The organism is Photobacterium proteolyticum, from assembly GCF_001939735.1.
GTDB classification, from domain to species: domain Bacteria; phylum Pseudomonadota; class Gammaproteobacteria; order Enterobacterales; family Vibrionaceae; genus Photobacterium; species Photobacterium proteolyticum.
In genome coordinates this window covers 1-15,200 of sequence record NZ_MJIL01000052.1, presented here as the reverse complement: position 1 = coordinate 15,200, position 15,200 = coordinate 1, and the positions used below count along the sequence as shown (strand labels likewise).

The window sequence follows — 15,200 nt, the reverse complement described above, 5'->3', positions numbered from 1 at the left end:
TGACTTATTGTCACGATTTTCGTGACAGTATTTCGCACAGTTGCATGCATATCGCTAGCACACTAATCCCTACAATGGCTCCCAAATGACAGTGGGAGTCAATTATGAAACATTCATCACTCTTTATTCTGGCCCCGTTAGCCGCTCTGGTGCTAACCGGCTGCACAGAAGCCCCGGCCGAAATGGCCGACAAATCTCCTCGCCCGGTGCAAGTTATCGAACTGGGAGCAAACAGCCAACAGGGGATCAAACGCTTCTCCGGTGTGCTTGAAGCTGTAGACAGTGCCAACCTGGCCTTCAAGGTTCCCGGTACGATTGAGCAAGTGCTGGTCGGTACCGGTGACGCTGTTTCCAAAGGGCAGGTTATCGCCCGACTGGATCCTCATGACTATCAGGTAACAGTCATGGAACTGGAAGCTCGCCTGGAAGAAGCCAAGGCTGCCCAGGCACTGGCAGCCATTGAGCTCAAGCGGGTAAAGCAGGCCACTGGCGACAACGCCATCGCTGCAGTCAACCTTGACCGGGCGCAAAGCGGATACAAGCGCAGTAACGCAATGGTAAAAGTGGTGCAGCAGAACCTGCAAAAAGCCAGGGATGCCCTGAGTTATACCGAGCTCAAAGCCCCTTTTGACGGCATTATCGGCAAGCGATTCAACGAGCAGTTTGAGCAGGCAGCCCCCGGTATTCCGATGTTCACGCTACATCAACCAGAACAACTACAGGCTGTAATTGATGTTCCGGAGAGCCTGGCCTCGCAGGTCAGTCACGCCACCACAGCCACGGTAAGCTGGTATGGTGCTGAGCAAACGATACCCGCCCGGCTAACAGAAACCAGTACTTTACCTGATCCAATCAAGCAAACTTACACCCTCACCTATGTACTTGAGGGCGATAACATCAGCCTACTGCCCGGAAAGGCAATAGAGCTGAACATTACCTATGAACAAACCAAGGACAATTACTGCGTGCCTTATTCTGCCGTTATCAGCTCCGATAATGGCACCGGCGTGTTCGTGGTGAAAAATGGCAAAGCGGTTCTTAGCCCTGTCGATATCCAGTCTGCTCACCGCGATCAAGCCTGTATTACCGGCAGTGTTCAGCCCGGAGACAAGCTGGTTACGGCCGGTGCCCATTACCTCGAACCCAACCAGTTAGTCGGTTCGACCCAAATCGTTTCCGCGGTTCAATAGAGGTCGTGACAATGAATCTAGCTGAATTTGCTATCAAGCAACGGACCTTCGTCTCGTTCTTCTGCGTGCTGTGCATCATTGCCGGTACCCTCTCCTACTTCAAGCTGGGTAAGCTTGAAGATCCGTCGTTCACGGTAAAAAGTGCTGTTATCGTAACCTTGTACCCGGGAGCTTCGGCTGCCGAGGTTGAAGAACAGGTAACCGACAAAATTGAAACCAAGCTGCAGGAAATGGGGTCGCTGTGGAAACTGCGTTCGCTCTCCCGTCCGGGCAGTTCGATGATTTTCGTCGATCTGCAGGAAGCCACCAACTCTAAAGAGCTCCCCCAGCAGTGGGATTTGCTACGCCGCAAAGTGGCAGATAGCAAGCTAACCCTGCCGGCGACGGCCCAGATCAGTATCATTCAGGATGAGTTTTCTGAAGTCTACGGCATGCTGTTTGCCGTCTCTGGTGACGGTATCGAGCCCAGCCAACTTCGCCTTTATGCCAAAGAGCTGCAAAGACGACTGAAAACCGTTGAAGGGATCAAGAAAATTGAGCTTCACGGCGTACGCAATCAGGTCGTCAATATTGATTTGCCGGACGAGCGACTAGCTGAATACGGCCTGTCCTCGGCGCAAGTACTCAACCAACTGGCCAGCCAGAACATGACCTATGATGCAGGCAGCTTCAAGGCCGGTATAGAGCGGATCCGTATTGATCAGGGCAGCGCGTTTACGTCATTGGATGATATTCGTAACCTGACCATCAAAGGTGGTGTCGGCAATCTTGGCAGCGGTCTTATCCGACTGGGTGATATTGCCGAAATTTCAATGGGCTACCAAACTCCGGCGCTCTCTGAAAGCCGCTTCAACGGACTGGATGCCATAACTTTGGCAGTTAGCCCGGTTAATGGCATCAACGTTGTATCACTGGGCGACTCGCTTAACGCGATTATCGCCGACTACCAGCAAGAGTTGCCTATCGGCGTTGACATCAGCAACATTGCCTTTCAGCCGGAGGAAGTCGAGAAATCCATCAACAACTTCGTCACCAACCTGCTCGAAAGTGTCGCAATTGTGGTCGTGATCCTATGGTTGTTCATGGGGTTCAAAAGCGCTCTGATTGTCGGTAGCAGCCTGTTGCTGACCATCCTGCTGACGCTGATCTACATGAAGCTTACCGCCATCGATCTTCAGCGTGTCTCACTGGGCACCTTCATCCTGGCGCTAGGTATGCTGGTTGATAACGCCATCGTAGTGACCGACATGATCATTGCCAAGCTGAACAAGGGCATTGAACGCTTTAATGCCTGCCGGGATACCATTCAGGAAACCGCCATTCCGCTGCTGGGTGCGACCGTAATCGCTATCATGGGGGCAACCCCGGTACTGTTCTCACAAACAGACTCCGCTGAATTTGCCATTTCAGTCTTCTGGGTTATGTGTTCGTCACTATTGCTTTCGTGGCTCGTCGCCATGACCATCACCCCGCTGATGTGCTGGCTTTGGATCAAACCGAAACAATCAAACACAGGTGCTGAAACAGACACTAAACCATCGCTTTACTTCCGTGCAGTAAGTTTTACAGTGAGTAATCCGCTCAAAACTCTCACCCTTCTGATCCCACTGCTGGCTATTACTGCCTTTGTTGTGCCCAAAATATCGGTCAACTTTATGCCAAGCTCAGACCGGGCCATGGTCTTCCTTGACTACTGGCTGCCAAACGGTGCCCAGATTGAGCAAACCTCCGAAGACATGAAGAAAATTGAAAAATGGCTACTGACACAGCCAGAAGTCTCGAACATCTCGACCTTTGTCGGTGCCAGCGCCCCGCGCTTCTCGGTGACTGTCGAGCCGGAGCCTTTTGATGCTAGCTACGGACAAATTCTGATCAACACCCGGGACTATGACTCAATTGTCGATCTGGTCGAACGTGGCGACCAGTGGCTGAAGACTGAGTTTCCGCATGCCGAACCACGCTTCCGTCCGTTGAAGCTGGCCACCAAGGATAAGTACAGCATCGAGGCGCGCTTCATCGGACCGGATCCTGATGTGCTGCACCAGCTATCACAGCAAGCGCAGGAGGTACTGGCTGCTAACCCGCATACCAAGTACATCCGTGATGACTGGCGCCAGCAGAGCAAGGTACTGGTTCCTGTTATGAACCAGGAGCAGGCTCGCCGTGCCGGTATCAACCGTACCGATGTTGCCCTGGCCATCAAGCGCGCTACCGATGGCGTTACGCTAAGCCAGCTTCATCAGGGTGACGAGCTGATCCCGATAAAACTGCGTAGCGCAGCGGCAGATATTGATTCTCTGGAGACCCTGCCTGTACGTTCCTTGCTTGGACTGCACAGTGTTCCGCTCGGTCAGGTTGTCGATGGCTTCGAGCTGAAAACCGAAGAAAGCATGATCTGGCGTCGTAACCGCCTGCCAGCGATTACGGTTCAGGCCGATGTCCATGGTGAGACGGCCTCAGAAGTACGCCTGCAGGTTGCCGAGGCAATCGAAGCCATCGAGCTGCCATATGGTTACCAGTTCGAATGGGGCGGCGAATACTACGACGAACATCGCTCGGTCGTCGACACCTTCATGCAGCTACCGAAAGCTGTTCTGATCATGGTGATCATTCTGGTTGCCCTATTCAACGGGTTCAAACAGCCGATCATTATTATGACGACCGTCCCACTGGCTGCTACCGGTGCCAGCTGGTTCCTGCTACTGGTTGACAAACCATTCGGCTTCATGGCCCTGATCGGTGCGATTGCGTTGTCAGGCATGATCATCAAAAACGGTATCGTCCTGATGGATCAGATAGAGCTGGAGCGTGCCAATGGCCGACCGCTGGAGGAAGCGATCACCCAGGCCACCCTCAACCGTACCATGGCCATTTCAATGGGAGCGCTGACCACGGCACTGGGGATGATCCCGCTGCTTTCCGACCGTTTGTTCGACCAGATGGCAGCCACCATCATCGGCGGCCTGGCGGCAGCAACTGTGCTGTCACTGTTTGTCATGCCGGCGCTGTATCGGCTGTTCTACCGTTCTGAGTCCACCCAACACATTAAGGAGCTAAGCAATGAAACTGCATAAACTCTCCCTCATCGCTGCTGCTCTTATACTATCAGGCTGTGCCGCCGGGCCGGACTACCAGCCGCCGAAGCAGACACTAGACACTGAGTACCTGTACCAGCAAACGGCCGGCACCAGCCAGCAGGCGGTATTGGCAAATACCAGCCCTTGGTGGTATCAGTTCAATGACACCATGCTGAACCAGCTGGTCGCCGATGCCCAGCATCAGAACATTCCGCTGCAAATTGCTGCCGAGCGTATTAAAGCGGCTCAGGCCTACCAAAATGTAGTGGAGTCATTCAAGGTACCGACAATCAGCCTGGGCGCCGGTTACTCATCATTTGGATTGAGTGAGAATGATCCCCTGCTCGGGCCGGTCGTATCAACCAACAACCCGCTTGGCACTGCGCTGATCGACTCCAGCCAGGAAGCCTTTCATGCCGGTGCTACCATCGCCTGGGAAATGGATCTGTTCGGTCGCATCGACAAACAGGCCCAGGCGGCCGCTATCCGCAAAGAACAGGCTGATATATTCCGCGAGGGATTGACGACGATGATCACCTCAGACGTGATCCATAACTACCTGCAGATGCGCGGTGCTCAGGCACGAAAGGCAATTGCCGCAGGCATGGTACGCGATCAGGAAGAAACGCTTACGCTGATCGAGAAGATGCTCAGAAGCGGTTACGGCTCCGAGCTGGATCTTGCCCGGGCCAAAGCGATGCTGGCAGCAACAAAGTCTGTGATCCCCCAGTTGCAAACCGCCGAGAGTGTCCACCAGCAAAGGTTGGCTATCTTATTGGGCGAAACACCTGCAGGGATGAAGGCCCGTCTCAGCCAAAGCCAGTTGCTTTCAGCTTCTCAGCCAGTTCCTGAGCTTAGCGGGATCATTCCAACCGGCCTGCCTTCCGATTTGCTCCAGCGCAGACCTGATATTCGCATAGCCGAACGGGAAATGGCTGCAGTCAACGCCGAGCTCGGTGCGGCCATCGCCAACCAGTATCCGAAATTCTACCTCACCGGTGCTCCGGGCGTGCTAGCCAAGGATTTTGACGACCTGTTCAGCAGTGATTCGGCAGCCTGGATTGCCAATATCGGCGTGAGCTGGAACCTGTTTGACGGCGGTCGCAACGAGGCCCTCATCGACATTCAGGAGGCGCGCTTTAAAAGCAGTGCCCTGTCTTATCAACATACCGTAAACGGGGCCATTGGCGAGGTAGAAACCCTGCTATACGGCTACGGTAACAGCCAGCAATACCAGGCCTTGGTTCTGGAATCCAAAGCCGAAACGGATAAAGCCGTCAAGAAAGCCAAGTCGCTGTATGCTGCCGGTTTGGTTGACTACCTGACGGTACTGGATGCCCAACGCCAGCAGCATATGATGGCTGATCGGGTCATTGCTGCGAAACTGCAGACCGCCAATCTGGCTACCGGTCTGAGCAAGGCATTGGGAGGCGACTGGGAACTGCAGTAACTTTCAGCCACATCACATTACTCCATACGGCCTTCAGCCGCTAACAGCAGAAAGACTCCCACACTCTCTGTTGGCTGAATGGCCGTATTTTTTATGCTCGTGCTTCATCTAAAATCCTGTATAACCGGCTGGCTAGTACCCGGGCATCAAAAGCCTGATAGAACTCGTCACTGGAGCGATACACCTGTTGCGGGTGTTGCTGCCATTGTTGGTACATTGCATGTAGCTGCTGCTGATAGGCTGCCGGATCCCCGGTACTCACTTCATAGAGTTGTCCGGCATATCGTCGCAGAAAGCTCAGTGTTTCTCCCTCTGGCAGTTCGGCCAGTATTGGCCTACCACTGGCAACATAATCTATCGCCTTGGCAGCCAGGTGAGTATCTTTCTTACCGCGATCCGGCGGGCCATTTTGAATAAACAAGGCATCACACTGACTCAGCGCCCCTCTGACCTGCTCTTTATCTACCGGTCCAGTCATGACTACTGATTCAGTAAGGCCATAATCGTCGACCAGTCTGGAAAATCCCGGCTGGTAATGACCAATATTGATAAACCGAACTGGAAACGAAACCTTAGCCAGCTGGCTCAAAATCCCTTTTGCCGAGCGACGGAAGCTATCCCAGGTTCCGCAGTAACCGAGAGTAAACGACGCATGTTTTTCGGAAGCATGATCAAGAGTAAAATCATAACTATGAGGTATCCAGACAACCTTGTCTTTCCCGGCCAGACGTTGATAGGCGATCCAGTCTGATTGCGAGGTGACAACCAGCCTGGTTGCCTGCCTCAATGCAGACTTTTCCCAGCGCGATATGCATCCTTTGGCAAAATAACTGGCACGCGACCAGCCATCTCGAAAATCCAGCACCAGTGGCAAGTCGAACCATCGCGACAGATAGTAACCAACCATTGCACTGCTAAACGGCGGACAACTCACCATAATGACATCTGGCCGATTAGATATAATTTGCCGGCAGCATTGCAATAAGCTCGGAATGATCCAGCCCCAGCGCATATCCTGCTCCCGACGCCATAACCACTCAATGTTCCATGAAGCCACGGCCTGGTTAGTAATCAGAGTGTCATGCTGCCAACAGTTCTGCTTTTCCCTTTTCCCATATCGTAGTGTGTCTTGCTCTCTCACCAGCTGGATCTCACAACCCGCCCGGGCGAGATATTGAGCAAAACACAAGCTTCGATTTGCACTGGCATGCAAATGCGGTGGCGAGAAATAGCTCAGATACAGGATTTTCATCCTCGGCAACCTTGGACTAACCCAATGTCACAAACCTGACAGACCGTTTTCATTCTACGGCTCACGCAATGGAAACTGTTATCAGTATAGTGATATTAGGCTTATGCCAATGACTTGTAGCGAGCCATTCTCTGAAATTAGACGTTTACCACAAGCTGCCTGATACCGTGAAATACACTTCGTCTTTACCCAGATTGCTATCAAGTCCATGGGCATAACCCAGCGTCATCGGCAATGTCAGGTTGTAGCCTAGCTCAACCTCAATCGTAATTTGCGCGCCGACACCGGTTAGCTGCTTGTGATCGTCCCCGGAATCCCAGGCAGCCCCAGAATCGACAAAAACCGAGCCTGACACATCACCGACACCCACCGGATACAACGACCAGTTACGCTCAATTCGTCCAAGCCAGGTTTCCAGCTCCAACCTTTGAGTCGCATAGCGTTGACCTCGCTGGACGGAATCATCGTACCCCCGCAATGCTTGCGTATCGCGGCCAAACAGGCGGGATTCCTCGAATAAGTCTTTCCCGCCAAGACGGAAACGCTTGGCATCATCGTCAGCATAGCCGCCCCCCAACCTTGCCGTCAGGGTCGTTCTTCCCGGCAGGTCCCAGGTTCCCTTCCATTGGGCCTGATACTTCTGACCATCATAGTCGCTGTCAAACAAGGCGTTAGTTTCAGCCACCACATCCAGGTAATGCCCCCAGCCGATACCCGGAACATTGAGGTATGCTTCGCGGTTATCAAATGTTACTGCCAGCCCCGCCAGCGTTTCGTTGGTTTCCCTGAACGCAATCATGCTGGCAAAGTCAGGTTGGGATACAAGGCTCTCTTTATCAAGCACCCCGCCGGCATGCAGGCTGAGCTGATCTTCAAAAGCCGTTACGATGTGATTACGTTGCAACACAAAATAGTCATCACGGGTAATCCGGTAGTCACTGCGGCCCTCAAAGGTCATCTTGTCGTAATCATGACTACTGCTTAATACGGCCATCCAGCGGTTGTCATACTGATACACAAGATTGGCATCAACCAGCTCGTTATCGAAATCCCATGTTGCCGCCAGCTGGTAGTTATGGCGTCCCAGGGCATCTGAGCCAAAGGTCAGTGCGCCAATCTGGGTTCTGGCGTCATCTATGTATACAAGCGGCAACCAATTATGTGGTCTGAGTGTTGACCATGGGCTATAGGCTTCAGGCTCGCTCTTTTCGACCACCTGCTCAACGACCGGCGGGTAGTCATAGCGGCCCTGCAGAGTTTCAATAGGCTGAGTCGAGAGTACGCGAGGGGTCGGCAAATAACGCAACTGGTATCCTTCTATCTCATAGGCCTGATAAACCAGCCCGGTGCCAGGCTGCCAGACAGGCCGTAGCGCACCGCCGAGCTCACGCGTCCACTGTTCAACTTCACCACGGCTTTGATCAAGCACATAAACATCAAACACACCTTCATAATCGGCGCTATACAGAATACGGCCATCAGGGAGATAGCTCGGACTGCTTTCAGCCGCTTTGGTATCTGTTATCGGTTGCCATGTCTTGCTATCAAGGCTCAGCATCTCTAGGTTCCAGCCTTGCCGAGGTCGTTTCACCGCCGCCACCAGATCATTGCCTGTCGGCGAGATGTCGAAAGTCCCTAGCACCGTTTCCGAATCACCGCGCCAAATACGAACTGGCGCCTGGGCCTGATCAATAGACTGGGCATCCACCAACCATAGTTCGCTGACACCCGCTACCTTACGACTGGCGATAAGCTGTTTGCCATCAGGCATCCAGCGTACATGACGAAAACGCTGGCGCTCGGTCAGTTGCTGCCACTGGCCATCACGATATAGGAACAAATCGTTGTAGCTTCTGCCATCGGCATAATGAACAAGACGTGAAGCAGCCAGCCCAGACTGAGGATGCGATGACATTGCGGTAATATCCTTGCTGGCCGTTAACGATGTCCACTCACCATTTTCCGGATCAAGCGTTGCTATCTCCGGACGGTCCTCCCCATTGTTGTGATTGACCAGCAGGCCGCTTTGGCTATGTGCCACCACCTGAAGATACGGCGTTGGCTGCAGCTCCTTACCTGTTTCTTTACCAACTTCTTTACCAGACACGGAATGCTGCTTTAGCTGGGCCAGTTGAGGGGCAAACTCCTTCTCCAGGTAGGCCTGAAAATCTAGCCATAACGCGTTAAAGTCTTTGCCAAATGACTGTCTGGCCGTGCGGTTGAGCAAGAAATACGGGATGATCCGGCGACTATAGCCTGTCAGAAAGGCCTGAACCTTCTGTTCGCCATAAGTCTCTGACAGGTATTGAATAAAGTAAGCACCATAAAGATATTGGTATCCCAGCGGCCACTCTCTGTTAGCCACCGCAACCTGTTCCAAATCTTTAAGTTCACCGCTGGCCACCTCCATACGCATCTTCATGGCATATTGGCTGCTCTGAAGCCGTCCGTAACCCAACTCCTCATTGGTTTCCAAATACACCGCCAGGCCTTCTAGCAACAAAGAAGGGGTTAAGGCATGGGGAAAGAAAAAAGCCTGGCGCCCGAATACATTCTGCAGCACCTTAGGTGCCCCAGTGGCTAGCTCCATATGCATAATGTGAGCGTATTCATGGCGGATCAACAGATGGAGCCAGTCATCACTGGTCGCCAGATCACCGCCGTCCTCAGGCGGGCTCATAAACAAACGGATCTGGGCAAAAGGTAACGGGGTAGCCCAGCCATTAGAAAAATCGAAATCATCAACCAATACAATTTCAGTTCTGGTTTGCGGTGCTGACTGAAAAAATGGCAATTGCTCACGGCGCACCCGCTCGGCAATATCGAGTACTCTGGCGGCGCTTTGTTCATGACCTTCAACAAAATGCACCGAAAAATGCGCAGATTGCTGGCTTAACCACTCTTTTCCAGCTTCATCCCACCCGACGGGTGCCGCGACAGCTGTCATCGACAGGCCCGCGCTAACCATTATCCCTAATAGCGTGCGTTTCAATATTTTCCCTAACATCTTCTTCAACCTTGATTGTTTTTCGGCACACTACCAACTGTCTGGCGTAAATAAGTACCCTTTGCTTCTGACGGTGATGATTTTCCTTGGGAACGACGGCGTATCACCAAGCTTTTTGCGCAAGGTCACTATCTTGTTATCAATGGTGCGATCTACACCGTCGTAATCTATGCCCCGAATCGTCTTGACCAAAAAATCGCGAGATAACACCTCATCTGATCGCGAGGCCAACAACCACAGCAAATCAAACTCAGATCCGGTCAATGCCACCATCTCGGTTCCCAACATACAACATTTGCGTGCATTGTTTAGCTTCAGAGATCCACAAACAAGCTGATCATTACAAATGTCAACTTTCTTTCGCCCCGTTGCGCTTTTCTCTGGTTTATCAAACTGCTTACGGCGTAGCAGGGCCCGGATCCGGGCCAGCAGAACCCGAAGTGACACTGGCTTTTGAATAAAGTCATCAGCACCGATTTCCAGGGCTGCCACATGTTCGATGTCATCTTCAAAAGGGGTTAACAACAAAATTTTACTCGATACATGCGGCCTGATCTGACGACATAGGCCCAAACTGTCACATCCGGGGTTGGCAAGACCAATGATAACAATCTCTGGTTGCAATGCTTTGACTAACTCGGCTGCCGATGACTCGGTCGAAGGAACCACTTCGTACCCGTGCTGAGTGAAGTAGCTTTCTTGCTGGGTCCTAAAGCTGAAGTCATCTTCCACTAATACTATTTTCATCATTCGATCTTACATCTGGCATCAATTGTACAATGTTCAATATTAATGCATATCTTACTTAAAATCATTGAGTTGTAAATCGTAAGAGCAAAAAACAGTAACTAGACGTGCGCTTCAATAGCAATTTTAATAATTGACCGTATGATAGCCATCTGAACAGGACATATCCCCAAGCAGCACCAGACGCGCAAGAATAATGACTTGGGTATAACACCATTGCAGGAGAAGGATGCAGAATGAGCTTTGATAAATCGACTAACAACACAGCCCCCTATCTAGTGCTAGCTGCTTTGTCAGCCGTATTTATGGGCACTATCGGTACCATTGCCGTTTATGCGAACCTCAGCTCAGAAACAGTGACCTTCTTTCGTCTCTTTCTCGGCGGACTCATCATGCTGGGCTATTTAGCGATTGATAAAAAACTCGCGCTCCTTAACTGCTGGCCTTCCTGGCAAGTCATAATCAACGGTGGCTTACTTGCCGGCTTCATCGTTTTTTACATTCAGGCCATGAGCTATACCAGCATGGCCAATGCTATCATGACGATTTACCTGGCTCCCGTCGTCGCTTCGGTCTCGGCCCATTTTTTGTTTTCAGAAAAGTTAAATATGCAGTCTGTTGGTCTGATCCTGCTTGCCTTATTGGGCTTTGCCATGATGATGGAATTTAAGCTTGAGTTCGGGACAGGCTCGCAAGATGCACTCGGTATGCTGTACGCCGTTCTTGCAATGGTGTGTTATAGCGGCTTTATCTTGATCAATCGCTCTATTCCGCCGCACGTTCATGTCTTTACCCGCAGCTGGTATCAACTGATGGTCGGTGCCGCCTGCATATTGCCGTTTATGCTGGCGCAAGATGAATCGATAGCACTGACTCAGTGGGCCTGGCTGGCAATAGCGGGGCTGATCCCCGGCTTCCTGGCCATCCTGTTTGCCGTCATCGCTCTTCGAGAACTACCTTCAGCCACTTTCGGCACCCTGTCTTATCTCGAGCCCATTGCTGTCGTTTCGCTGGCCTGGCTGCTCTTCGGCCAAGCTCTCAGCCCACTCCAACTGGCAGGTTGTATGGTAATCATGGCCTCTGGCGTTATGCAGGCTATCGCGATACAAAAGCCACAATCAAAACCAATCGAAGCAAGTTAAAGTATTTAATGAATTTCGACCGTAGGGCGAACCCTAACTCAACGCATACAAAAAAGCCTCGTCATTTCTGACGAGGCTTCAGTGTAGTGGCGGAGCGGACGGGGGCTCGATGGTCCGGCATTCCGGCGGGGACGCCTAGTTGCGCGAAAAAATGCGCAGCATTTTCGGGAGCGTTAAACGAAAAAAGCCNCAACGCATACAAAAAAGCCTCGTCATTTCTGACGAGGCTTCAGTGTAGTGGCGGAGCGGACGGGGGCTCGATGGTCCGGCATTCCGGCGGGGACGCCTAGTTGCGCGAAAAAATGCGCAGCATTTTCGGGAGCGTTAAACGAAAAAAGCCTGACGCTTTCGCATCAGGCTTAAATCAGTGGCGGAGCGGACGGGACTCGAACCCGCGACCCCCGGCGTGACAGGCCGGTATTCTAACCAACTGAACTACCGCTCCAATTCTGTACGAAACCCGACTATTGCCCAGTTTCTAGAATGTGGCGGAGAGATAGGGATTTGAACCCTAGATACGCTACAAACGTATGCCGGTTTTCAAGACCGGTGCTTTCAACCACTCAGCCATCTCTCCGTAAGTGCGGCGAATAATACGGGCCATCGCCAAGCTTGTAAAGCGTTATTTTAAACATTTCAAACAATCGCTTAAAGCTTAAACTATCACACCCAACCCCGCTCTTAATACCACCAATACAACGCGTTACTCCTCTTCGCTAAAGCGATACTTCAACCTCAAGGCAAAGCCGTCGACATCGTTGGCATCAATAAAGTACCGGGTCACACCCAGGCCAACAGCCCAGTTATCATTGATCTCATAACCAAGCTCTAATCCCAGGTACGGATCGATACCATCGTCACTGCTGCTGATAGTATTTCCTTGATAGAAGCTATCAAAGTCCACCTCCCAGTACATGCCTCCGGCACTCACATTCAGATAGACTGACTCTGACTGCCAGAGCGAGTAACGCACATCAAGCCCGATTCCGCTTGCCAGCACAGGGGAGAACTTTGCCACACTTTGGTGGTACTCCTCCGGCGTAGCCGTATTATTGCGGATCGTGGCACTGCCCTGCCCCTGATCGATATAACGTGCTGTCAGCGCCCAGTCCGAGTCGAACTCATATCCGACGCCAACGGTCCAGTAGAAATCAGTATCATCACTGTCAACAACAGTTCCCGCTTCAAGCCCGGAACGTTCATGGACATTGCTCATACCCAGATCGGATTCGACAAACCAGCTGGCCTGACTGTTAAAACTCAGCAACGCCAACAGCATCAACCATCCACGCTTGCCAACGCGTCGAGTGAGACCAAACAGCGCCAGCAAGGCCAGAGTCAGCCCGCCAAGGCTACCGCCCGCTTCATTTTCAACGGTTACTGACTGGGTCAGTTTTGTTGTGACTTTCACCAAGCCCGTATCCTCCAAGCCATTCGAGTCGCGGATCACATAGGTGATGGTGTCCACACCTTCAAATCCGACTTTCGGTGTGTACGCCAAGGTCTGATCGCTGTTAATCGATACAACCCCGTTTTGTGCCACCGCGGAAACAATAGTCAATGTGTCAGCATCCGGATCACTGTCATTACTCAGTACCCGAATAACCAAGGATGTCCGATCATCAGTTTCCACTTCATCATCCACCGCCACCGGTGTCTGGCTGTTTACGACTTTCACCGTGACATCCGCAAAGTCAGTTCCGCCATTATTATCCGTCACGCTGTAGTTAATCGTCGCCACGCCATAGAACTGATCCTTAGCGGTATAACTCAGCCAGTTATTGACCACAGCTACAGAGCCGAAGTCCGCCGTGGCATTGGCAATGGTCAGCGTATGGCCATCGGCATCACTGTCATTGGCAAGAGCATCAATCATAATATGGCCATTACGGCTAACGGAGACAGTATCCCCCAGTGCTTTCGGTATCGTGTTACTGGTCGCTTTCGCGGCGACACCGCCCGGATCCACCACGCTGCCGTTGGCGACACCATCATCATCGTTCGGACCACCATCCTGAATCGTCAGCTGCACACACCAGTACCCTTCTATCAGCCCCTGCGTCCAACTCGCATCTCCCGGAGGAGGACAATAACCGGCTTCACCTTGTGCCGAGGCCAGTGAGTTATCGGCATCTTCCACAAAGTCGACCCAGCCCAAGCCATCCTTGTACTTACGGTACACGGCATTGGCCGGGATCGGACGACGCTGTGGGAAGACCACGCGATAGCTTTGTCCCACTTGCGGCAGGCCTGTCGCAACGAAGTCAAAGATCCCGCCGATATTATCCGCGGCTCCGTCCTCACCCAATTGAGTGGTCACCTCAGTATCGAGCAATTGGGTCCCGCCGGTTTCATTGCCGGCGACTGTCACCCCTTTGCGCAGGCAGACACCCGGCTCGCCTTCGACCAGATAACTCGACGGATCAGAGACCGCTTCCTGGATAACGTTACAGTCACTGATCGCATCCTGGTAGTCCGGAATACCGTCGTTATCACTATCGGTATGGCCCTCCTGGTTATCCGGGATCAAGTCACCATCACTATCTGCATCACCCAGTACCGCCAGAGCTTCTACAACCTCAAGGTAGACATCCTCTTTCACCGACAAGGAGCCGTTATCGGTCACCGTCAGCTGCAAGTGATAAATCGCCGAGCTCAACTCGGATGGCAAGAAAATCAAGCTAGCTTCCTGCGTCTGACCTGCAATAGCTGCTGCCAGGTTGTCATCATCAGCTACCCAGGCATAGGTATGGGTATCTCCGACATTCGGATCTGCTACCGTAGCGGTAACCGTCACTGCCTGATCGCTATTTTCCACCTTGCTACGTTGCTCATCACTCTGCTTCACGGTTACGCTCACTTTCGGCGCCACATTCTGCTCATAGATGCTCAGCGTATACTGGTTCTTACTGCCCAGATTCAGAGATGAATCCAATGCAATGGTAAGGGTTTCAGCGCCTTCAGCTACCTCATCAGAGTTCACATCAAAAGTGATCTCCCCGACGGTACCTTCGGTGATCACCACCTCGCCATCCACCAAATCATGATCAGCGCTATCACTGGTGCCGGACACCGTATACGGAATCGTCACCGGATACGACGGAGCCAAGCCGTTAAGGTAGACTTTCACTGTATGGGAAGAAGTGCCTTCTGACGTTTCCCCATCTTTCTCGATACTCACCAACGGATGAACCGTTACCGTCTGACTCGCTTCGGCCACATTGCCTTGTGAGTCTTCCGTCTGCCAGTACACGGTATTCACGCCTGGACGGAAGAACGTCGTGTTATCGACCAGCGAAACAGGCAGTGGTTTACCCGTACTGTCAAAGGCAACC

Annotated in this window: 8 protein-coding genes and 2 tRNA genes; 4 read left to right on the top strand and 6 right to left on the bottom strand. The window is 52.2% G+C overall.

From position 1 onward, the window contains the following. Positions 1–104: 104 nt before the first annotated feature. The 3 genes from BIT28_RS06600 to BIT28_RS06590 are packed head-to-tail and all read left to right on the top strand — an operon-like array spanning position 105 to position 5,717. On the top strand, positions 105–1,190 hold the full coding sequence (locus BIT28_RS06600; protein WP_075762848.1) for an efflux RND transporter periplasmic adaptor subunit: 1,086 nt from the start codon (positions 105–107) through the stop codon (positions 1,188–1,190). An 11-nt stretch (positions 1,191–1,201) separates the two neighbouring features. Continuing rightward, positions 1,202–4,264, top strand: a complete 3,063-nt coding sequence (locus BIT28_RS06595) for an efflux RND transporter permease subunit (RefSeq protein ID WP_075762847.1) — start codon at positions 1,202–1,204, stop codon at positions 4,262–4,264. Further along, positions 4,251–5,717 carry an efflux transporter outer membrane subunit gene (locus BIT28_RS06590; protein WP_075762846.1) on the top strand — a complete coding sequence of 489 codons (1,467 nt, stop codon included), beginning with the start codon at positions 4,251–4,253 and terminating at the stop codon, positions 5,715–5,717. Before BIT28_RS06595 ends, BIT28_RS06590 begins: the two co-directional genes overlap by 14 nt. A 91-nt stretch (positions 5,718–5,808) precedes the next feature. Here BIT28_RS06590 and BIT28_RS06585 read toward each other — a convergent pair whose 3' ends face one another. The 3 genes from BIT28_RS06585 to BIT28_RS06575 all read right to left on the bottom strand — a co-directional run bounded on the left by BIT28_RS06585 (position 5,809) and on the right by BIT28_RS06575 (position 10,726). Further along, positions 5,809–6,969, bottom strand: coding sequence for a glycosyltransferase (locus tag BIT28_RS06585; RefSeq protein WP_075762845.1), 1,161 nt, complete (start codon positions 6,967–6,969; stop codon positions 5,809–5,811). 145 nt (positions 6,970–7,114) lie between these two features. Beyond that, the gene (locus BIT28_RS06580; RefSeq protein WP_075762844.1) at positions 7,115–9,976 is read right to left on the bottom strand and encodes a PD40 domain-containing protein; all 2,862 of its coding nucleotides are present in this window, start codon (positions 9,974–9,976) and stop codon (positions 7,115–7,117) included. Positions 9,977–10,006: 30 nt separating this feature from the next. Beyond that, positions 10,007–10,726: a winged helix-turn-helix domain-containing protein gene (locus BIT28_RS06575; RefSeq protein ID WP_075762843.1), complete on the bottom strand. Its 720-nt coding sequence runs from the start codon at positions 10,724–10,726 to the stop codon at positions 10,007–10,009. 233 nt (positions 10,727–10,959) lie between these two features. On the opposite strand from BIT28_RS06575, the gene BIT28_RS06570 reads away from it, so the two are divergent. After that, positions 10,960–11,865 (top strand): DMT family transporter, encoded by a 906-nt coding sequence (locus BIT28_RS06570; protein WP_075762842.1) that lies wholly within the window; start codon positions 10,960–10,962, stop codon positions 11,863–11,865. A 368-nt stretch (positions 11,866–12,233) separates the two neighbouring features. On the opposite strand, the gene BIT28_RS06565 is transcribed toward BIT28_RS06570, so the two are convergent. The 3 genes from BIT28_RS06565 to BIT28_RS06555 all read right to left on the bottom strand — a co-directional run. Next, positions 12,234–12,310 (bottom strand) — tRNA-Asp (locus BIT28_RS06565). 41 nt (positions 12,311–12,351) lie between these two features. Continuing rightward, a tRNA-Ser gene (locus tag BIT28_RS06560) sits at positions 12,352–12,442 on the bottom strand. Positions 12,443–12,568: 126 nt separating this feature from the next. Then, positions 12,569–15,200: Ig-like domain-containing protein (locus tag BIT28_RS06555; protein ID WP_175577497.1), on the bottom strand; the 2,632-nt coding region annotated here is incomplete at its 5' end.